This window comes from Bacillus sp. CECT 9360 (genome assembly GCF_918741275.1).
In the GTDB taxonomy this organism is placed as follows: Bacteria; Bacillota; Bacilli; order Bacillales; family DSM-1321; genus Peribacillus.
The window spans coordinates 79,096-100,502 of record NZ_CAKKNA010000013.1; the positions used below are offsets into that span (position 1 = coordinate 79,096).

Consider the following 21,407-nt stretch of genomic DNA (forward strand, 5'->3'; position numbering starts at 1 on the left):
CGAGATTACATTCCTATCTTGCAATCTGCTTTTAATATATATATACTACTATTAGTACCTAGTCATAATACTACGGATGGTGACCTTCATATGAAAAAAAATAAGAAGGAACGCCAGCGCCTGTTAATGGAAACGATTAAGGAAAATCCGTTTATAACAGATGATGAGCTGGCTGGAAGTTTCGCTGTGAGTGTGCAGACAGTCAGGCTTGATCGTCTGGAACTTTCGATTCCCGAGCTGCGGGAAAGAATCAAGACTGTCGCAGAAAAAAGATTCAACGATGAAATACGCGCGCTTCCACTGGATGAAGTAATCGGGGAAGTAATCGATATAAATCTTGATGAGAACGCGATCTCCATATTAGATATAAAAAAAGAGCATGTCTTTAAACGGAACGGCATCGCCCGGGGACATCATTTGTTTGCCCAGGCAAATTCCCTTGCTGTAGCTGTCATTGATGATGAGCTTGCCTTGACGGCTAAGGCCCATATTATATTTTCCCGGGCAGTGAGGGAGAATGAACGAGTGGTCGCCAAAGCTAAAGTTTTGCAAACAGGACTGAATGCTGACCGCACCTCAGTGGAGGTAAATAGTTTCGTAGGGAACGAACTGGTTTTCAAGGGTGAATTTGAAATGTTCCGATCCAATCAGCAAGAAAAGGATGAAGCAGAATGAAAATAGCAATTGATGCGATGGGCGGAGATAACGCGCCAAAGGAAGTCGTACTTGGTGCAATGAAGGCTGTCAGAGAGTTTCCCGATATCGAAATTTTATTAGTGGGAAACGAGGCGGACATAAACAAGCATTTAACAAACGGTGAAAGAATATCCGTCCTACATACAGAAGAAAAAATATTAGCGACCGACGAACCGGTGCGCGCAGTCCGCCGTAAGAAGACAGCGTCAATGGTGCTGGCGGCCCAGCAGGTCGTGGATGGTGTAGCAGAAGCTTGTATCTCTGCCGGAAACACGGGAGCGTTAATGGCATCCGGATTGTTTGTGATTGGACGTATTGAAGGGATAGAGCGTCCGGCACTTGCGCCAACGCTACCAACCATTGATGGTAAAGGGTTTGTCCTTTTGGATGTCGGTGCAAATGCGGATGCGAAACCAGAGCATTTGCTGCAGTTTGCGATCATGGGTTCAATTTATGCTCAAAAGGTTAGAGGCATTGCTAACCCTCGTATTGGACTTCTGAATATCGGCACCGAAGAGAAGAAAGGCAATGAGCTTACTAAGCTGGCATTTGATCTTTTAAAAGACGGAGATATCAATTTCGTCGGCAACGTGGAAGCGAGGGATTTATTAGAAGGCCCAGCGGACGTCGTCGTAACGGATGGTTTTACCGGAAATATGGTGTTGAAGACAATTGAAGGAACGGCCATGTCTGTTTTTTCCATGCTGAAAACGGCATTGATGAGCAATCTGAAAAGCAAGCTTGCTGCCGGGGTGTTGAAACCGGAATTAAGGGGCATTAAGAATCAAATGGATTATTCCGAATATGGCGGAGCCGGATTATTCGGTTTGAAGGCACCGGTCATCAAAGCTCACGGTTCTTCGGATGCCAATGCGTTTTTTAACGCGATCAGGCAGACGAGGGAAATGGTCCAGCATGATGTCATTGAGAATATTCGTGCAATGATTGAAAATCGATAACCTTATCAAGTTAGGAAGTGTGCAAATGGGAAAGATTGCTTTTGTATTTCCGGGACAGGGTTCGCAGACGGTTGGGATGGGCAAAGATTTGTTTGATCATTCTGATGCGGCAGCAGAGGCTTTTCAAGTTGCGGATCGGAAATTAGGTTTTTCGCTATCACAATTAATCTTTAACGGACCTCAAGAAACATTAACGTTAACAACGAACGCACAGCCTGCCTTGCTTACGACCAGCTATGTTTTTTATCAGGCGCTGGACGCAGCAGGCATAAAGCCTGATTATACGGCAGGACACAGCCTGGGAGAATACTCTGCCTTAGTTGCTTCCGGTGCATTAAGTTTTGATGATGCTGTCTATACTGTCAGAAAGCGCGGCGAGTTCATGGAAGAAGCCGTGCCGAACGGGCAGGGCTCGATGGCAGCGATTCTCGGGATGGAACGTGAAAGTTTAATCGGGGTTACCGAAGATGTTTCTTCCGGAGGAAAACCTGTGCAGCTAGCGAATATTAATTGTCCAGGACAGATTGTCATTTCTGGCAGCACTGAAGGCGTACTCACGGCATGCGAGCTCGCCAAGGAAAAAGGTGCAAAACGCGCGATACCGTTAGAGGTGAGCGGCCCTTTTCATTCTTCATTAATGAAACCAGCTGCTTCCCGTTTTGAGAAGACATTGGAAGAAGTTGCGATCAGGGAAGCAGCGATTCCAGTGATTTCGAATGTAACGGCAGAGCCGATCCATCTACCTGAAGAAATAAAACAAAAACTGTTGGAGCAGCTTTATTCGCCGGTTTTATGGGAGGACAGTGTGAGAACATTGCTTTCGCTCGGCGTTGATACGTTTGTTGAAGTAGGTCCCGGAAAAGTGCTAAGCGGACTGATTAAAAAGATAGACCGTTCTGCTGTTATTTTTTCAGTGAATGACGAGGAAAGCCTTGTAAAAACCATTGAATCATTAAGGGGGGCTGATACGGATGCTTAAAGGAAAAGCAGCACTAGTTACCGGTGCATCGAGAGGGATCGGTAAAGAAATCGCATTGGAGCTTGCAAGACAAGGCGCAAGCGTCGCCGTTAATTATTCAGGTAGCGCGGCCAAAGCGAATGAGGTTGTTGATGAGATCAAAGCAATGGGAAGGGAAGCGTTCGCTGTCCAATGCAATGTAGCCGATTCTGGCTCTGTTACGGAAATGGTGAAAAGCGTGATTGATCAATTCGGAGCTATGGATATACTCGTCAACAACGCCGGGATTACCCGTGATAATCTTCTTATGAGGATGAAGGAAGAAGAATGGGATGATGTCATCAACACGAACTTAAAAGGAGTTTTCCTTTGCACCAAGGCTGCTACCCGCCAAATGATGAAACAAAGGAGCGGTAGAATCATTAACATCGCCTCCATCGTCGGGATCAGCGGCAATCCGGGGCAGGCTAACTATGTCGCGGCCAAGGCGGGAGTGATCGGCCTGACGAAAACTACGGCAAAAGAGCTTGCCTCAAGGGGAATAACCGTAAACGCCGTTGCACCTGGGTTTATTTCCACCGATATGACGGACAAGCTTACTGTAGAAGTTCGCGAGGCGATGCTGCAGCAAATCCCGCTCGCCCGTTTCGGAGACCCTAAGGATATTGCCGGCGTCACTGCCTTTCTTGCCTCCGAGACCGGCTCTTATATGACTGGCCAGACGCTCCATGTGGATGGTGGAATGGTTATGTAGCGTTCCAGTTAACAATATATTTATTAATTCCCGGAAATACACTATAATGGCTTGAGGGGAGGTGAATGCAGTGGCAGATGTACTAGAGCGTGTAACAAAAATCGTCGTGGACAGATTAGGTGTCGAAGAATCAGAAGTAAAACCTGAAGCTTCGTTCAAAGAAGATCTAGGTGCCGATTCCCTTGATGTAGTAGAACTTGTTATGGAACTTGAAGACGAATTTGGTATGGAAATTTCAGACGATGATGCTGAAAAGATAGCCACAGTGGGTGATGCTGTGAATTACATACAAAGCACTATGTAATTGAATGCATTCTAAGCTAAAGCTCCGTTTTTTAAACGGGGCTTTCTCTTATGCCGACATTTGGTTATGATAGTACTAGGCTTTAATAGGCAGTTGATTTTTAGAAATGTACGGAGGGCACAATGTTAAGGAATGGAAATAATCGCAGGCAAGGGAATCCAGAAAATAAATTTAAGCAATTTCAGGAAAAAGTCGGTTTTCAGTTTCATGATGAGAAGTTGCTAAAGCAAGCATTTACCCATTCATCTTATGTGAATGAGCATCGCCGTAAGCCTTACGAGGATAATGAAAGGCTTGAATTTTTAGGAGACGCAGTACTAGAGCTTACCATTTCTAATTTTTTATTTAACAAATATCCGATGATGAGTGAGGGAGAATTAACGAAACTCCGAGCGGCTATTGTGTGCGAACCTTCGCTCGTTTCCTTTGCAAATTCACTTTCCTTTGGGGAATTGGTTTTGCTAGGAAAAGGCGAGGAATTGACGGGCGGAAGGGCGCGTCCTGCCTTGCTCGCTGACGTTTTCGAAGCCTTCATCGGGGCTTTATATTTAGATTTGGGTCTGGACGCGGTTGTCCAGTTTTTGCAAAATGTTGTCTTTCCTAAAATAAATGAGGGTGCTTTTTCTCATGTGATGGATTATAAAAGCCAATTACAGGAATTGGTTCAAAGAGATGGTACCGGTGCTCTGGAGTATAAGATTCTTCAGGAAAAAGGTCCGGCACATAATCGAGAATTCGTCTCGACTGTCTCTTTAAACGACGAAATAATGGGGACCGGCACGGGCAGGTCCAAAAAGGAAGCGGAACAGCATGCGGCACAGCACGCGCTGACTTCCATTAAAGAAAAAAGAAACATACAGTAACAGCTATGTACGAAGTTTGGAGAAGGGGGAAGAGTAATGTTCCTCAAACGCTTGGATGTTGTAGGATTTAAATCATTTGCAGAAAAAATTTCTGTGGACTTTGTTCCCGGTGTAACAGCGGTGGTAGGGCCAAATGGGAGCGGTAAAAGCAATATTACTGACTCGATTCGCTGGGTGCTTGGGGAGCAGTCAGCCAAATCGCTGCGCGGAGTGAAAATGGAAGATATCATTTTTTCCGGAAGCGATTCGCGTAAAGCATTGAACTTTGCGGAAGTCTCGTTAACGCTAGATAACGAGTCAAATTCCTTGCCAATCGATTTTCATGAAGTAAGTGTAACCCGCCGCGTATCTCGTTCAGGCGAAAGTGAATTTTTCATTAATAAACAGGCCTGCAGACTGAAGGATATCGTGGACTTATTTATGGATTCAGGACTCGGGCGAGAAGCATTTTCGATCATCAGCCAGGGGAAAGTGGAAGAAATCCTGAGCAGCAAATCGGAAGAAAGACGGGTCATCTTCGAGGAAGCAGCTGGTGTTTTAAAATATAAAACCCGAAAGAAAAAGGCGGAGAGCAAGCTTTCGGAGGCACAGGAAAATTTGAACCGGGTACACGATATTCTCCATGAACTGGAAGGACAAGTGGAACCACTTAAGATTCAATCTTCGCTCGCGAAAGAATATCTTGAAAAAAAAGATGAACTTGAACAAATCGAAGTCGCTTTAACCGTCCATGAAATCGAGGCCCTTCATGAAAAATGGCAGAGATTATCAGCCGAATTGAAGGAGCATAGCGACAAAGAAGCGAAAATGTCGCTCGATCTTCAAGAAAAAGAATCCGGAGTTGAAGAAATTCGCAACCAAATCACCATGCTTGATGAATCGGTCAACCAGCTGCAGGAAGTATTGCTTGCCGCCAGTGAAGAGCTTGAGAAACTTGAGGGACGCAAAGAAGTTTTAAAAGAACGCAAGAAAAATGCGAGCCAAAATAAACAACAGCTGGAAAAGTCGATCGAGGAAGCTGAAAACCGAATCGCTCTTTTATCAGAACAAAAAGAGCGCGAGAAAAAAGCACTCTCTGAGCTCGAAACTGAAGTAAAACAGCTGCATGAAAACTTGAACGAAAAGCAAAAAGGATTAAGTCTACTCGATGGAAACCTCGATGAAACAATCGAGATGAAAAAAAGTGATTACATCGAATGGCTGAATAAGCAGGCTGCTTCGAAGAATGAACTGCAATTTTTACAGCAGCAGCAAAATCTGCAGGAAAACCGGAATGTTAAGCTTGATCAGGACAATGCCAAGTTTCTTGACGAAAGACTTGAAATTGAAGAGAAGAAAGCAGGACTGCAAGCAGCGCTTGAAGCCGTTCATAAAGAATTGGAAAAACAGATCCACTTGTATAGAGAGGATCAGAGAAAGCTTGAAAATATAAGGTCATCCTATCAAAAGCAGGAAACGACCCTTTACCAGGCTTATCAGTTTTTGCAGCAGTCTAAATCACGTAAAGAAATGCTCGAGGAAATGGAAGATGATTATGCGGGATTCTTCCAAGGGGTAAAGGAAGTATTAAAAGCGAAAAATGACAGCCTTTCCGGTATAGAAGGCGCTGTAGCTGAGTTAATTGCCGTTCCGAAACAATATCAAACAGCCATTGAAACCGCGCTCGGTGGGGCTATGCAGCATGTTGTCATGGATAAAGAAGAGCATGCGAGACAGGCGATCACTTATTTAAAGAAAAATGGATATGGACGCGCAACCTTTCTGCCCCTATCCGTAATTAAAGGCCGTGAACTGCCTCAAACACAGCTGAACTTGATGCATAATCACGCTTCATTTATCGGAAGGGCGGCAGATTTAATCGAGTATGACGATAAATACGAGGCAATCGCCACAAACCTTCTTGGTACAGTCGTAATTACGAAGGATTTACAAGGAGCTAACGAGCTTGCCAGACTTGTCCAGCATAAATATCGGTTTGTGACCCTTGACGGCGATATCGTCAATCCTGGTGGCTCAATGACCGGCGGCGCGCTTAAACAGAAGAATTCATCATTGCTTTCCAGAAAAGGCGAGCTGGAAGAATTGAAAGAAAAGCTCGTCGGAATGGAAGACAAAACTAATAAGCTTGAACTGCATGTAAAACAGCTGAAAAGCGACGCAGGCAAACAGGAAGACAAAATTGAAGAAGTGAGAAAGTCCGGAGAAACACTCCGGCTAAAAGAACAATCCATTAAAGGCGACATCCGGGAAGTTGAGATTCAGGAGAAAAATATCAACGATCGGCTGCATCTCTATGATCTCGATAAAAAGGCAATCGACGAAGAACAGCAAGAAAAAAACACCAGGCTTGTTAACCTTCAAGAGCTTCTCGTAACGTGTGAAGCGGAGATTAAAAAGCTTGATCAAGAGATAGAAGAGCTTACCAAGCAGAAGCAAAATCAACAGTCATCGAGAGAAACCCTTTCCGAAGAAACAAACGAGCTAAGAGTCCATCTTGCTTCAAGACGTGAACAGCTGCAAAACCAGAAGGAAAAATACGAGCGGCTTGCAAGCGAGCATGCTCTGGAAACTGAAAGAGCTGCCGAATTCAATGAAGATCTTTCCTTGCTGACAGATGAAATGTCCGACAGTTCAAGCGGTGAAGAGATGCTTGAAGAAGCAGCAACAGAAAAGCTTAATGATAAAACCGGGACAATCGATTTAATAGCATCGAAAAGGAAAGAACGCACAGAGCTGCAAACAAACCTCGAGAACCTGGAACTTGAGCTTAAAGAGTTAAAACGTCAGCATAAAGGCATGGCTGAGGTTGTTAAGGATGAGGAAGTCAAATTAAATCGAATGGACGTTGAACTGGAAAATCGTCTTGACCATTTACGGGAAGAATATTTTCTGACATTTGAAGGGGCAAAAGAAAAGTACCCATTGTTGATTCCGGCTGATGAAGCGAAGAAAAAAGTGAAACTCATCAAGATGGCTATGGAAGAAATCGGCACAGTCAATCTGGGAGCGATTGAGGAATATGAGCGAGTTTCTGAACGCTATGATTTCCTGATTGCCCAAAAAGACGATCTACAACAGGCGAAAGACACGCTGTTCCAGGTGATCGAAGAGATGGACGATGAGATGAAGCGGCGTTTTTCTGATACCTTCTTTGCGATCCAAGCGCATTTTGAAGAAGTTTTCAAAGCCCTCTTTGGCGGAGGAAGAGCTGAATTAAAGCTGACAAATCCGAATGATTTACTGTATACAGGGGTAGATATCATCGCGCAGCCTCCCGGAAAAAAACTGCAGAACCTCGGTCTGTTATCCGGCGGTGAACGGGCGCTGACCGCCATTGCGTTGTTATTTTCGATTTTGAAAGTCCGCCCGGTCCCATTCTGTATTCTTGACGAGGTGGAGGCGGCGCTTGACGAAGCGAATGTTATGCGTTTCAGTCAATATTTAAAACGATTCAGTGCCAATACGCAATTCATCGTCATCACCCACCGCAAAGGGACGATGGAAGAAGCGGATGTCCTTTACGGGGTAACCATGCAAGAATCCGGGGTCTCAAAACTGGTTTCCGTGCGTTTGGAGGAATCGAAGGAATACGCTGAAGTATAGAAATTAGTAAAGGAATGGATTACATGAGCTTTTTTAAGAAGCTGAAGGAAAAATTCACCGATCAGTCTGACTCTGTTTCCGAAAAGTTTAAACAGGGTTTATCTAAAACGCGTGATTCCTTTACCGGAAGGGTAAACGACCTCGTTTCCCGATACCGTAAAGTAGACGAGGATTTTTTCGAGGAACTGGAGGAAATCCTGATTCAGGCTGACGTTGGTTTCGAGACGGTGATGGAGTTAATCGATGAACTAAAGTCAGAGGTAAAGCGACGCAATATTTCCGACCCTGCAGAAGTGCAATCGGTCATTTCGGAAAAACTCGTCGAGATTTATCAAGGAGAGGATGGAACAACCGCAGAGTTGAACATCCAGGAAAATGCTTTGACGGTCATTTTATTTGTCGGTGTCAATGGTGTAGGAAAAACAACAACAATCGGTAAACTGGCTCACAAATTTAAATCAGAAGGAAAATCGGTTATTCTCGCGGCCGGGGATACCTTCCGAGCCGGTGCAATTGAACAGCTTGAGGTGTGGGGAAACCGTGTCGGAGTTGAAATCATCAAACAAGCAGAAGGCTCAGATCCGGCTGCGGTCATGTTTGATGCTGTCCAATCTGCTAAGGCGCGTAAGGCTGACATCCTCATATGCGATACCGCAGGCCGGCTGCAAAATAAGGTCAACCTGATGAAGGAGCTTGAAAAAGTTAACCGGGTAATCGAACGAGAGATTCCCGGCGCTCCGCATGAAGTGCTGCTTGTCTTAGATGCAACAACAGGCCAAAATGCGCTGATTCAAGCTAAAACGTTCAAGGAAGCAACAAATGTGTCGGGAATCGTCTTGACAAAACTGGACGGCACGGCAAAAGGGGGCATCGTCATAGCCATCCGTAATGAATTGTCTATTCCGGTCAAGTTTGTCGGACTCGGAGAACAGATGGACGATCTCCAGGAATTTGATGCTGAAAAGTATGTATACGGACTTTTTGCAGATTTTGTGGAAGAAGAAGATTGACTTTAAACCGGAGAGGCACCCAAGGGGGCCCCTCCGGTTTTTTTAAAAGTTGGATTCGCCTCGAAATTGAAATTTCGAACTTCGAAATCAGAGACTGGCTACAAAACCGAAATTCCGGCAACAAAAGTCCCTGTTCCGGCAACAAAACTAGTCAAATCGGCAACAAAACTGGAATTTCGGCAACAAAATTGGAGACTGGCTACAAAATCGAAATTCCGGCAACAAAAGTCCCTGTTCCGGCAACAAAACTAGTCAAATCGGCAACAAAACTGGAATTTCGGCAACAAAATTGGAGACTGGCTACAAAATCGAAATTCCGGCAACAAAAGTCCCTGTTCTGGCAACAAAACTAGTCAAATCGGCAACAAAACTGGAATTTCGGCAACAAAATCGGAGACTGGCTACAAAATCGAAATTCCGGCAACAAAAGTCCCTGTTCCGGCAACGAAACTAGTCAAATCGGCAACAAAACTGGAATTTCGGCAACAAAATCGGAGACTGGCTACAAAATCTAAATTCCGGCAACAAAAGTCCCTGTTCCGGCAACAAAACTAGTCAAATCGGCAACAAAAACTGGAATTTCGGCAACAAAATCGGAGACTGGCTACAAAATCCTAAATTCCGGCAACAAAAGTCCCTGTTCCGGCAACGAAACTAGTCAAACCGGCAACAAAAGTCCTGAAACGTTTACAATATGATGAACTTCCTCAACTGTTCTGATTCTGCAGCAAAGTCCCTTTAAAACCCCACTTTCAACTGTAAAGGTTTTATCTTGACATCCATCCGAAAACTGTGTAAACTGAGAACTTGTAAAGTGCTTTCACTTAACACATAGGGGGGGCTTCGATATGCTTGAAAAAACAACGCGCATCAATTATCTGTATGATTTTTATCAATCGTTGTTGACAGAAAAGCAGCAGAGCTATATGTCCCTTTACTTTTTGGACGATTACTCACTTGGCGAAATTGCCGACGAATATCAAGTTAGCAGGCAGGCAGTCTACGACAATATAAAACGTACGGAAGCAATGCTTGAGGAATATGAAGCAAAGCTGTCATTATTTCAAAAATTTCAAGAGCGAACCAAATGGATTTCGGATATGAAGGAACTCGTTGAAAAGGAACATGTTTCAAAAGAGGAACTTTTATCCGTTGTCACGGAGCTTGAGAAATTAGATTAGGAGGCGGGCAAGAATGGCATTTGAAGGATTGGCCGACCGACTGCAGAGTACGATGCAAAAAATTCGTGGCAAAGGGAAGGTCAATGAGGCTGATGTTAAAGAAATGATGCGGGAGGTCCGTCTCGCGCTATTAGAAGCTGACGTTAACTTTAAAGTCGTGAAGGATTTTGTTAAGCGTGTCAGTGAGCGGGCTGTAGGTCAGGAAGTACTGAAAAGCTTAACCCCTGGCCAACAGGTAATCAAGGTTGTTCAAGAAGAATTAACAGAGCTTATGGGCGGAGAGCAAAGTAAAATTGCTGTATCAAACAGGCCGCCAACTGTTATCATGATGGTTGGTCTTCAAGGTGCGGGTAAAACGACGACATCCGGAAAGCTTGCGAACTTTCTTAGAAAAAAATACAACCGTACACCATTGCTGGTTGCGGCCGATATTTATCGTCCGGCGGCAATCCAGCAGCTCGAAACGCTCGGAAAACAGCTAAGCATGCCGGTATTTTCATTGGGCGACCAGGTAAGCCCTGTGGAAATCGCCAGACAGGCCATCGAAAAAGCGAAGGAAGAGCATAACGATTATGTGCTGATCGATACGGCGGGCCGTCTTCATGTTGATGAAAACCTGATGGGCGAGCTGAAGGACATCAAGGAATTGACGAAGCCGGATGAAATATTCCTTGTAGTCGATGCCATGACAGGTCAGGACGCGGTCAACGTTGCCGAAAGCTTTAACGAACAGCTTGGCTTGACCGGCGTTGTTTTGACGAAGCTTGATGGCGACACACGGGGCGGTGCGGCGCTTTCAATCCGCGCTGTCAGCAACACGCCGATTAAGTTTGTCGGTATGGGTGAGAAATTGGATGCTCTTGAAGCTTTCCATCCAGAGAGAATGGCCTCGAGAATTCTTGGAATGGGTGATGTTTTGACCCTTATCGAGAAAGCCCAAGCAAATGTCGATGAAGAAAAAGCGAAAGAGCTGGAGAAGAAAATGCGCACCGCTTCATTCACTTTTGACGATTTTCTTGATCAGCTTGGACAGGTCCGCAATATGGGACCTCTTGACGACATCCTAAAAATGCTCCCTGGCGCCAATAAAATAAAGGGCATCGATAACATGTCGATCGATGAAAAGCAAATCGGGCATGTCGAGGCGATTATCTGTTCCATGAATAAGCATGAAAAGGAACATCCAGAGATTATTAACGCTGCACGAAGAAAACGGATAGCGAAGGGAAGCGGTAGGACCATACAGGAAGTGAACCGCCTTCTCAAGCAATTCGAAGACATGAAAAAAATGATGAAGCAAGTCACAAACATGCAAAAAGGGAAGAAAAAAGGCGGTTTAAAATTCCCATTCATGTAACTGTTAAGAAAAAAACCTTTACAACACAAATGACATTTGATATTATACTATCTTGTGTAAAACTATTCGGAGGTGCTTGTTTATTATGGCAGTAAAAATTCGCTTAAAACGTATGGGAGCTAAAAAATCTCCTTTCTATCGTATCGTAGTTGCAGATTCCCGTTCACCGCGTGACGGTCGTTACATTGAAGTGGTTGGAACATACAACCCTATTACTCAACCGGCTAAAGTTGAAATCAACGAAGAACTTGTTTTAAAATGGATGCAAGACGGTGCAAAGCCATCTGACACAGTTCGTAACTTATTCTCAAAAGAAGGCATTATGGAAAAATTCCACAATGCTAAACTAAGCAAGTAATCGACCATTATCAATGAAAGAATTAATCGAAACGATTGTTTCTGCACTTGTGGATCATCCCGAAGAAGTCCGAGTGACTTCTAGGGAGGAAGATGACAAAATCACCTTCATCCTTTCTGTAAGCAAGGATGATATGGGGAAAGTTATCGGAAAACAAGGGCGCGTTGCTAAGGCGATTCGGACTGTGGTCTATGCAGCAGGATCTTCACAGCATAAGAAAATCTATTTGGAAATTTCCGAATAAGGGAGGGGCTAACACCCTTCCTTTTTTAATATACAGCTATGTTAAATATCTCTATTGATCAACAATCCTTTATAACAGAGCCAATATCATAAAAAAGTGTATCACCGGTGTCTAATAGAAAGAAACTTGAGTAGGATTCTGATATCAGGAAATTCTAAGTTAATATACATAGACATTACGTACCTAAGTTAAAGGAGGCGCTGGAATGAAAATTCTCCAGAATGTAATTGTCAATCAAGTATTGACCGACTCCAGCAAGAATCAGCTCCTTGAGAAATATAAGTCAAAGAAAGCACAACTGCAAAAAGAAGGCGACCAGCTGCGTTTTGAATTAAAGAAGCTCGAGAAGACGAAAAAGTTCCAACCAGCCAGCCTTCGCGCCCATTTTGAAAAAGAAATCAACAGCAGACAGGAAAAAATAAAACTTCTCGATTTCCAAATTGAGCAATTAGACATCCTGCCAGTTGGCAGCGAGTTAAAGGAGAGAGAAGTTGAAAGTATTGTCGATGTTGAAATCGGCGCCAATTGGGATGAACTCATCCAAACGAAGACCATCGTAGTCAAAGATGGAATCGTTTCAGAAATCCGTTAGAGGTGAGAGAATGGAAAAATGGTTTAATGTCGGTAAAATTGTTAATACGCATGGAATCATGGGGGAAATCCGGGTTATTTCAAGAACGGATTTCCAGGAGGAACGATATAAACCAGGCAATACGCTATATCTTTTTAAGGAAAATGAAAACAAGCCCATTGCCTTAAAAATAATGTCTCACCGCACCCATAAGAATTTCGATTTATTAACATTTGAAGATTACACCAATGTCAATTTATCAGAATCGCTCAAAGGCGGGATATTGAAGGTTCCGGAATCTCAGCTGGGAGAGCTGGATGAAGGAGAATTCTATTTCCATGAAATCATCGGCTGTACGATTTTCACCGATGAGGATGTGGAGATAGGAAAGATAATGGAGATATTAACGCCGGGTGCTAACGATGTCTGGGTCGTTAAGGGAAAAGGTGGAAAAGATATCTTGATTCCCTATATTGATGATATCGTTTCAGAGATAGATATTAACTCGAAAAAGATCACCATTGTTCCGATGGAAGGACTGCTTGACTGATGAAGATTGATATTCTGTCTATCTTTCCGGAAATGTTCGAAGGTGTCCTTGGCTCATCCATTTTAAAAAAAGCGGCCGAGAAGGAAGCTGTGACGTATAAGGTGACCAATTTCCGCGATTTTGCGGACAACAAGCACGCAACGGTCGACGATTATCCATATGGGGGCGGAGCGGGGATGGTTTTGAAGCCGCAGCCGATTTTTGATGCGGTATCATCCTTAAAGGAAGAAGCTGTGCAAAAGCCACGGATTATCCTCTTATGCCCTCAGGGGGAGCAATACAGCCAAAGAAAAGCGGAAGAGTTGGCTAAAGAGGAACACTTGATTTTCGTATGCGGCCACTATGAAGGCTATGATGAAAGAATTAGGGAGCATCTCGTTACCGATGAAATATCGATTGGCGATTATGTGCTTACCGGTGGGGAGCTAGGGGCCATGGTGATTATCGACAGCGTTGTCAGACTGCTTCCCGGCGTGTTAGGTAACGAAGATTCTCCTGTGCTTGATTCCTATTCGTCTGGCCTGCTTGAGCATCCGCACTACACCCGTCCGGCTGATTTTCGCGGGATGAAGGTGCCTGATACGCTTGTATCAGGGAATCATAAGAAAATTGAAGAGTGGCGGATGAAGGAATCCTTGCGGCGGACATGGACGAGACGTCCGGATTTACTTAAAGATTATCAACTAAGCGATATCGAAAAGAAATTGCTAGAAGAGTTAAAAAAAGAGGGTTGACCATATTGCAATAGCCCGCCATATATGGTATGATGATTTTCGTGACTTGGGTCCAAACGCTTAAGTCTTATAACGATGTTCCGCTGCAAAGGCTAATGTGTAAGAGCATCCGGGAGGAGTAGAAAACTATGCAACAACTTATTCATGACATTACTAAAGAACAGCTTCGCACTGACCTTCCTTCATACCGTCCTGGTGACACTGTACGTGTACACGTAAAAGTTGTCGAGGGTACGCGTGAACGTATTCAGGTTTACGAAGGTGTTGTAATCAAGCGTCGTGGTGGCGGGATCAGCGAAACTTTCACTGTCCGTAAGATTTCTTACGGTGTCGGAGTCGAGCGTACATTCCCTGTGCACACACCAAAAATCGCCAACCTCGAAATAATACGTCACGGTAAAGTACGTCGTGCCAAACTGTACTATCTTCGTGAACTACGCGGTAAGAAAGCTCGTATCAAAGAGATCCGCCGCTAATAAAGTAATTTTCTTAAAAAAAGGAGCTTGTTCATCAGGCTCCTTTTTTAATGCTGTTTCTGAGGGAACTGTTAATGGAAGATTTATTCTGAATTATCTGGATAGGTTTATTTTCCTTCCTATTTGTAAAATTAAATTGTAAGATGTTATTATTCTTTCATTAAGGGTGATGAAAATGGCGAAGAAGAAAAACGAGATTTGGGAATGGACGAAGGCGCTGATCATTGCCGTGCTTTTAGCGGTGGTCATCAGGTATTTCTTATTCGCCCCGATCGTAGTTGAAGGCTTATCGATGATGCCGACACTGCACGACCAGGATCGTATGATTGTCAATAAAATCGGTTATACTTTTGGAGAACCTGACCGTTTTGATATTATCGTATTCCATGCTCCCGAAAAAAAGGATTACATAAAGCGCGTAATCGGTTTGCCAGGCGACCGGATCGAGTATAAAGACGATACATTGTATGTGAACGGCAAGGCTTATGAAGAACCATATCTTGATGAATCCAAAAAGCAGGTCATAGACGGGCCGCTGACCGAACCATTTACGTTAGAGGACTATATCGGTCGCGATACGGTACCGGAAGGCACCCTGTTTGTAATGGGTGATAACCGGCGCTTCAGCAAGGACAGCCGCCATATCGGCGCAGTAAAGATGGAAGACGTACTGGGTGAAACCGACATGGTCTATTGGCCGATTGATGATTTCCGGATGGTAAAATAGAAGAGCAAGAAAGGTGAACCCCATTGACAATACAGTGGTTTCCGGGCCATATGGCCAAAGCGAGAAGACAAGTAACTGAGAAGCTAAAGCTCATTGATATAGTCTATGAGCTCGTCGATGCACGGATTCCTTTAGCATCGCGAAATCCGATGATTGATGAAATCATCCAGCATAAACCGCGAATTATTTTACTGAATAAATCGGACATGGCTGATCCGGCGAAAACGAAGCAGTGGCTTGATTATTATAAAGGCCAGGGGAAAATGGCGATTGCGATTAACTCCCAGGCAGGCGACGGTTTGAATAAAATTACGGCAGCTTCCAAGGAATTGCTGAAAGAGAAATTTGACCGCATGAGGGCTAAAGGAATCAACCCGAGGGCCATCCGGGCGATGATTGTCGGGATTCCAAATGCCGGGAAATCGACGCTGATAAACCGGCTGGCCAAAAGAAATATTGCCAAAACCGGGAATACTCCCGGTGTGACAAAAGCACAGCAGTGGATTAAGGTTGGCAAAGAGCTTGAGCTTTTGGATACCCCGGGGATCCTCTGGCCTAAATTTGAGGATCAGGAAGTCGGAACGAAGCTGGCGCTGACCGGCGCGATTAAAGATACGTTGTTGAACCTCCACGATATTTCTCTTTACGGGTTGAGATATCTCGAGAAAGAGTACCCGGAGCGATTAAAGAAACGGTACAACCTTGATGAGATCCCGGAGGAAACAGTGGAGCTTTTTGATAAGATTGGATCGTTTAGAGGCTGTTTAATGGGCGGCGGAATGGTCGACTATGATAAAACGGCTGAACTGGTCGTCAGGGAAATCCGGTCTGAGAAATTTGGGCCTTTATCATTTGAAACACCGAACGATGTTGCAGGGTCAGAATAGCAAATGCGGGTACTGGAGCTTATTGATAAAACAATGCGAGAGTTTGGCATTTTATCCGGAGCTTTAGTCCTGCTTTTTTTATGAAAATTTTGAAAGACTAACCGATAAAAGTAATGAAGATGGTGAGCTGAAATGAAACAGACAAAAAATATAAAAGAAATAGAGCGGACCCTTAGAGAAATCAGCGATCCCGCCGATCCTTTTTTGGCGGAATGCAAAGCGGATACGAGAATAGGAGTTATCAATCTTGTAAGCAAGTGGAATCGCGACTATGAAAAGCAAATGAATGCGCAGAAGCATTTCGAACAGATGTCGAATTATGAACAATCACTGCGGAGTCAGGGATTTCAATCCATTGCGGGTATTGACGAGGTGGGACGAGGGCCGCTGGCAGGACCAGTCGTTGCCAGTGCGGTAATTTTACCGGAAGGCTTTTATCTGGAAGGGTTGAACGATTCAAAGAAAATCCCTGAGGCCAGGCGCGAGATTTTTTACGAAATCATCATGAAGGAAGCCGTTTCGACTGGTATCGGAATTTTGCATAGTGAAGAAATTGACCGCTGGAACATATATGAATCAACCAAAAAAGCGATGCTTGCGGCGATAGCGGACCTTGTCGTAACACCGGACCATTTGCTGATAGATGCGATGGAGCTTGTCGTCCCGATGCCTCAGCTTTCAATCATTAAAGGGGATGCAAAGAGTATTTCAATCGCTGCCGCTTCGATTATCGCGAAAGTGACAAGGGACGGAATGATGCGGGAGTATGCTAAAAAGCACCCGCGTTACGATTTCGAAAACAATATGGGTTACGGAACCGCGAAACATTTGGAAGCCTTACATACATATGGAGCGACACCATGGCATAGGAGAAGTTTTTCTCCAGTCAGGGAAGTGGACGGAGAATAAAAAGATGCATGAAAGGAAGTGAAAGCATGCAGCCAGTAAATCTGATACAACAGCCGCTAACTCAAAATATGCAACCGCAACCGGCCGGGCTCCAAACTGGCCAGATTATTCTCGGGAAAATAAATAAAATCTATCCGAATCAGACCGCGGAGGTCCAAATCGGAAACCAAAAAATCATGGCCGTTCTCGATGCTCCGCTTAAAGTTGGTGAAAGATACTGGCTGCAGGTACAACCGGGGGAAGGAAAGCTGCATTTAAAGTTGCTGAATCCCGCTCCAGGTTTTGAAAATATCGGGCTAAAAGGGGCCGCAGAACAGCTGGTGGCTCACTTAGCCGTGCCTCAAGGGAAGGAATCGCTCGAACTGGCAAGGTTTCTATTGAAAAATCAGCTGCCGGTTACGAAAGAGAACTTTGAATTGTCTTTGCGGTGGCTCAAAACATCGGCTAACACCGGAGGCACTCTTGCCAATATTAAGACGATGCATGCAATGAACCTTCCTTTTACGAATGATGTCTTCGCTGCCTTACAATCATTAGGGAAGGCTGAATCGCTTTCTTCCGATTTAACGAAGCTGCATCAACAAATTAGCCGCCATATCGAGGGCACTGATACGGAAATTTTACAACAGGTAAAAGGTCTCCTAGAAAAAGTGATTGTTCCAAAACAAAATCAGAACGCTTCGAATGCGCTTGATAAATTGCTTGCAAGTTGGCTTGATCTAAAAACACCTTTGGAAACGCAAAAATCCGCTTATACGATTCTTCAGAAAGCAGGCTTTATCCCTCAAAGCATCAATGAGGGAGAGTTTATCGAAAGAATAATCCTGGCTTCTCAAAACGATAAAAGTCAATTGCCGCCCGTCCTTAAAGAGAGCCTGTCGCTTATCCTGCAATATGCCGTCGCAAAACAAAAGGGAGCCGCTCCAGAAGCCGAAAAGCTTTTGACGCTATTTAACCAGCTGCTAAGCCAGTCGGGGAAAGTAAATGTTGAATTAGCGGTGAAGCGAGGAACTGAATCCTTAAGCAAGCTCGATAGGCCAGATTCCCCTCTTTTAAGGGGAAATGAAGTGGTGCAGCTTACCAAAAAGCTTCTGCTAACACTTTTAGTCAGCAACGGAGAAGAACGTATCACGGAACAAAAGCCAATCAATAAGGACATCCTTTTTTCAGCAGTGAACGGCAGCCACTATAAACCGGAACAGGCGCGTGGACGACTTGCGGAAATGATTCATGTAGAATTGGAAGCAGCTCAGCAAACAGTCGAGCTTGAACCAGTGGAAAGAAGATTATTAAAACAAATCATCGCCGCGGCAGAAAGACCTATTGATTTCACGAAGGGTGCTCCAACCTCAGAATTTGTGAAAGATATCGTAAAGCTGCTCGGGCTGAACATGGAGCATTCTTTAGCGAACGGAAGAGGGATGGAGACGAAGGCATCGACCGAGGAGCTGGCCACGCTAAAGCCGCTGCTCATGAAGCTGCTTGTCGAAACTCAGCATCCACCGATTAAGGATGCTGCAGAACAGGTTTTGAACCGGATAACGGCGCAACAGTTGTTGTCTCAGGACAACGGGCCGCTCCAAAATATTTTTATGCAACTCCCGCTGAACCTTTCCGGCTTTCAAACAGATTTGACATTACAATGGAGCGGAAGAAAAAAAAGCAGTGGGGCGATTGATCCGGATTATTGCCGGGTATTATTCTATCTGGATCTCGAGCAAATGCGGGAAACAGTGATCGATATGCAGATTCAAAACAGAATCTTGAAGATCAGCGTGATAAACGAGCATTTCGAAAAACTGGAGCAGCTTTCCCGTCCTTTGACGGAATCACTCAAAAACAATCTTGGGGATATGAATTACAGGCTATCGAGTCTTGTTTTTGAAGGTGAAGCAAAGCAAATAAGCCAAAAACAAAACATATCTGCGGGCAGTAAACCTTATAGTGGGGTCGATATCAGAATATGAAAGCAAATAAACGAAAAGAAGCGATCGCACTTAGATATGACAGCGAAAAGAATTCTGCGCCTAAGGTCATTGCAAAAGGCAAAGGCAAGGTGGCGGATAATATTCTCGAAGCAGCTAATAAGCATGATATTCCGGTCATGGAGGATCCATCCCTGGCTGAATTTCTCAGCAAACTTGATATTAGCGAGACCATCCCTGAGGAATTGTATCAGGTGGTTGCTGAGGTGTTTGCCTTTATCTATAAAATAGATAAAGGAATGAAGAATCACCCTGAGTAACAGGGGGATTCTCCCATGTATAGGTTGAGACTGCCTGAAAAGGATAAAATAAAAAAGCAGATAATAAAAATTTTATCAAAAAATAAAAGGGGCTTGGCGCGTGAATGAATTACGAATTCTGACAAAAATCAAAAATAATATTTCGCAATTTACGGATGCTGAAAAAAAAGTTGCATTGTATATATTGGATCATCCTAATTTTATTCCGACAATGACGACCAAGGAACTGGCAAGGCAAGCCGAAGCGAGCGAAGCAAGCATTGTCCGCTTCTGCAAGACAATTGGCGTCGGCAGCTTTAAAATGCTTAAAGTTGTGCTTGCAAAAGAAAATACTGTCTCAGAGGAAAACATAAATGATTTTTCGCTTTTGCAGTCGAAGGATACTCCATCAAGCCTTTTTCATAAAGTTACTTATTTCAATAAGTCAGCCATCGAACTCTCTTTAAATACGTTAGATAAAAAGGAATTTGAACTGTCGGTAAAAAACATAAAGTCAGCGGGAAAAATTGCATTATTCGGTGTAGGCGGCTCATATGCTCCGGCCATTGACGCGCAATATAAACTTATGAAACTCGGACTTAATGCCACTGTATCCGCTGATTTTCATTATGCCGTTTCACTACTGTCGGTAATGAAGCAGGGAGATGCCTTGATGCTGATCAGTACTTCCGGAAAAACAAAGGAAGTTTTAGAGCTGGCCGCGTTTGCGAAGGAACAGAAAGTCACGGTAATTGCTTTGACTGCTTTGAAAAAATCGCCGCTCTATAAGGCAGCCGACCTAAAGCTATGCATTCCTGATGTCGAAGAAGAACATCGTATCGGCAGTATTGCTTCGAGAATGGCTCAATTAAATATCATTGATGCCCTTTATTTAAGCATCTTCCATCAGATGGGGGAAGGTGTTTTAGGCTCCTTTAACAAGTCGAGAGAACAGGTAACAAAGAAGAAAAAAAGCTAAAAAGAGAGATTTTTTTTTGGTATATATGAAATTTAAATTCATATATATTAATATATATATTGATTTTAAATTTCTATTTCGCTATAATGAAAGCGTAATCAATACATGAAATGGCCCATTTCATAATTTGTGTGTACTTTGAGGTGATTGCGTGCTGGAGAAACTAACAACTGAAAACCGAAATGATCGAACAATGAATTTAGATGAAATGAGCACGGAGGAAATTCTGCGGGTCATGAATGAAGAAGACCAAACGGTGCCGCGTGCCATTCAAAAGGAATTAAGCCAGATTGAAAAGCTGGTAAAACTGGCCATCCAATCCCTGAAAAGCGGGGGAAGAATGATCTATTTGGGCGCAGGCACGAGCGGCAGGTTAGGAATACTGGATGCAGTGGAATGTGTGCCTACTTTTGGGACTTCCCCTGAAATGGTGAAAGGTCTCCTTGCCGGAGGGAATAAGGCATTCATGGCTGCGGTCGAAGGTGCGGAAGATTCAGAGGAATTAGCGGCGTCAGATCTTGCAGAAATCAATCTGAATAAGAACGACATCGTCATTGGAATTGCCGCCAGCGGGAGAACTCCCTATGTGATTGGTGGGCTGAAATTTGCTAAAGAGCAAGGAGCGTTTAACGGTAGCATCGCCTGCAATAAAGATGCTGAAATCAGCAAATATGCAGAAATCGCGCTTGAAATCGAAACCGGCAGCGAAATCTTGACAGGATCTACACGTTTAAAGGCGGGCACCGCCCAAAAATTGGTGCTGAACATGATTTCAACAGCGACGATGATCGGCATTGGCAAGGTGTATAAAAACTTAATGGTGGATGTACAGCCAACCAACCTGAAGCTTGTGGAACGTTCGAAAAGAATTATCATGCAGGCGGCCGAAACAGATGAGAAAACAGCCGAGATTTTTTACCGGGACGCAAACGGGGATGTTAAAACTGCTATCGTCATGATCCTGACTAATTGTTCGGCAGAAGAAGCGCGAAACCGCCTGAAACATTCAGAAGGATTTGTCAGAAAGGCATTATAAGCTTTAGATATAAGAAAGCGGGGGAGA

At 44.1% G+C, this 21,407-nt stretch carries 24 protein-coding genes; all 24 read left to right on the forward strand.

Features of this window, described 5'->3' with window-relative positions; genetic code table 11:
- Window positions 1–90 precede the first annotated feature (90 nt).
- Window positions 91–675 carry a transcription factor FapR gene (gene fapR, locus LQ216_RS15930; protein WP_230130454.1) on the forward strand — a complete coding sequence of 195 codons (585 nt, stop codon included), beginning with the start codon at window positions 91–93 and terminating at the stop codon, window positions 673–675.
- Window positions 672–1,655 (forward strand): phosphate acyltransferase PlsX, encoded by a 984-nt coding sequence (gene plsX / locus LQ216_RS15935; protein WP_230130455.1) that lies wholly within the window; start codon window positions 672–674, stop codon window positions 1,653–1,655. Before fapR ends, plsX begins: the two co-directional genes overlap by 4 nt.
- A 25-nt stretch (window positions 1,656–1,680) precedes the next feature.
- Window positions 1,681–2,634 carry an ACP S-malonyltransferase gene (gene fabD / locus LQ216_RS15940; protein WP_230130456.1) on the forward strand — a complete coding sequence of 318 codons (954 nt, stop codon included), beginning with the start codon at window positions 1,681–1,683 and terminating at the stop codon, window positions 2,632–2,634.
- Window positions 2,627–3,367: a 3-oxoacyl-[acyl-carrier-protein] reductase gene (gene fabG / locus LQ216_RS15945; RefSeq protein WP_230130457.1), complete on the forward strand. Its 741-nt coding sequence runs from the start codon at window positions 2,627–2,629 to the stop codon at window positions 3,365–3,367. Before fabD ends, fabG begins: the two co-directional genes overlap by 8 nt.
- A 70-nt stretch (window positions 3,368–3,437) precedes the next feature.
- Window positions 3,438–3,671, forward strand: a complete 234-nt coding sequence (locus LQ216_RS15950; protein ID WP_117305311.1) for an acyl carrier protein — start codon at window positions 3,438–3,440, stop codon at window positions 3,669–3,671.
- 122 nt (window positions 3,672–3,793) lie between these two features.
- A complete protein-coding gene (rnc, locus tag LQ216_RS15955) occupies window positions 3,794–4,534 on the forward strand; it encodes a ribonuclease III (protein ID WP_230130458.1) in 741 nt (246 codons plus the stop codon).
- A 36-nt stretch (window positions 4,535–4,570) separates the two neighbouring features.
- The gene (smc, locus tag LQ216_RS15960; protein WP_230130459.1) at window positions 4,571–8,137 is read left to right on the forward strand and encodes a chromosome segregation protein SMC; all 3,567 of its coding nucleotides are present in this window, start codon (window positions 4,571–4,573) and stop codon (window positions 8,135–8,137) included.
- A gap of 23 nt (window positions 8,138–8,160) precedes the next feature.
- A complete protein-coding gene (gene ftsY / locus LQ216_RS15965) occupies window positions 8,161–9,147 on the forward strand; it encodes a signal recognition particle-docking protein FtsY (protein WP_230130460.1) in 987 nt (328 codons plus the stop codon).
- Window positions 9,144–9,500, forward strand: a complete 357-nt coding sequence (locus LQ216_RS15970; RefSeq protein ID WP_230130461.1) for a hypothetical protein — start codon at window positions 9,144–9,146, stop codon at window positions 9,498–9,500. The genes ftsY and LQ216_RS15970 overlap by 4 nt, the downstream gene beginning before the upstream one ends.
- 495 nt (window positions 9,501–9,995) lie before the next feature.
- Window positions 9,996–10,328, forward strand: coding sequence for a putative DNA-binding protein (locus LQ216_RS15975; RefSeq protein ID WP_230130462.1), 333 nt, complete (start codon window positions 9,996–9,998; stop codon window positions 10,326–10,328).
- Between the two features lie 13 nt (window positions 10,329–10,341).
- Window positions 10,342–11,685, forward strand: coding sequence for a signal recognition particle protein (gene ffh / locus LQ216_RS15980; RefSeq protein ID WP_230130463.1), 1,344 nt, complete (start codon window positions 10,342–10,344; stop codon window positions 11,683–11,685).
- An 85-nt stretch (window positions 11,686–11,770) separates the two neighbouring features.
- A complete protein-coding gene (rpsP, locus tag LQ216_RS15985; RefSeq protein ID WP_117305323.1) occupies window positions 11,771–12,043 on the forward strand; it encodes a 30S ribosomal protein S16 in 273 nt (90 codons plus the stop codon).
- A gap of 13 nt (window positions 12,044–12,056) precedes the next feature.
- Window positions 12,057–12,287, forward strand: a complete 231-nt coding sequence (locus LQ216_RS15990; protein ID WP_117305467.1) for a KH domain-containing protein — start codon at window positions 12,057–12,059, stop codon at window positions 12,285–12,287.
- A gap of 205 nt (window positions 12,288–12,492) precedes the next feature.
- Window positions 12,493–12,879, forward strand: a complete 387-nt coding sequence (locus tag LQ216_RS15995) for a YlqD family protein (RefSeq protein WP_230130464.1) — start codon at window positions 12,493–12,495, stop codon at window positions 12,877–12,879.
- A 10-nt stretch (window positions 12,880–12,889) separates the two neighbouring features.
- Window positions 12,890–13,408, forward strand: a complete 519-nt coding sequence (gene rimM, locus LQ216_RS16000) for a ribosome maturation factor RimM (RefSeq protein WP_230130465.1) — start codon at window positions 12,890–12,892, stop codon at window positions 13,406–13,408.
- Window positions 13,408–14,142: a tRNA (guanosine(37)-N1)-methyltransferase TrmD gene (gene trmD, locus LQ216_RS16005; protein WP_230130466.1), complete on the forward strand. Its 735-nt coding sequence runs from the start codon at window positions 13,408–13,410 to the stop codon at window positions 14,140–14,142. The genes rimM and trmD overlap by 1 nt, the downstream gene beginning before the upstream one ends.
- A 128-nt stretch (window positions 14,143–14,270) precedes the next feature.
- On the forward strand, window positions 14,271–14,618 hold the full coding sequence (gene rplS / locus LQ216_RS16010) for a 50S ribosomal protein L19 (protein WP_230130467.1): 348 nt from the start codon (window positions 14,271–14,273) through the stop codon (window positions 14,616–14,618).
- Between the two features lie 175 nt (window positions 14,619–14,793).
- A complete protein-coding gene (gene lepB / locus LQ216_RS16015; RefSeq protein WP_230130468.1) occupies window positions 14,794–15,345 on the forward strand; it encodes a signal peptidase I in 552 nt (183 codons plus the stop codon).
- A 23-nt stretch (window positions 15,346–15,368) separates the two neighbouring features.
- Window positions 15,369–16,232, forward strand: coding sequence for a ribosome biogenesis GTPase YlqF (gene ylqF / locus LQ216_RS16020; protein ID WP_230130469.1), 864 nt, complete (start codon window positions 15,369–15,371; stop codon window positions 16,230–16,232).
- Window positions 16,233–16,364: 132 nt separating this feature from the next.
- Entirely contained in the window at window positions 16,365–17,141 is a 777-nt protein-coding gene (locus tag LQ216_RS16025) for a ribonuclease HII (RefSeq protein ID WP_230130470.1), read from the forward strand.
- Between the two features lie 26 nt (window positions 17,142–17,167).
- On the forward strand, window positions 17,168–19,108 hold the full coding sequence (locus LQ216_RS16030; RefSeq protein WP_230130471.1) for a hypothetical protein: 1,941 nt from the start codon (window positions 17,168–17,170) through the stop codon (window positions 19,106–19,108).
- Entirely contained in the window at window positions 19,105–19,386 is a 282-nt protein-coding gene (locus LQ216_RS16035; protein ID WP_230130472.1) for a FlhB-like flagellar biosynthesis protein, read from the forward strand. The genes LQ216_RS16030 and LQ216_RS16035 overlap by 4 nt, the downstream gene beginning before the upstream one ends.
- A 100-nt stretch (window positions 19,387–19,486) precedes the next feature.
- Window positions 19,487–20,344, forward strand: coding sequence for a MurR/RpiR family transcriptional regulator (locus LQ216_RS16040; protein ID WP_230130473.1), 858 nt, complete (start codon window positions 19,487–19,489; stop codon window positions 20,342–20,344).
- Between the two features lie 151 nt (window positions 20,345–20,495).
- A complete protein-coding gene (murQ, locus tag LQ216_RS16045) occupies window positions 20,496–21,380 on the forward strand; it encodes an N-acetylmuramic acid 6-phosphate etherase (RefSeq protein WP_230130474.1) in 885 nt (294 codons plus the stop codon).
- Window positions 21,381–21,407: the final 27 nt, after the last annotated feature.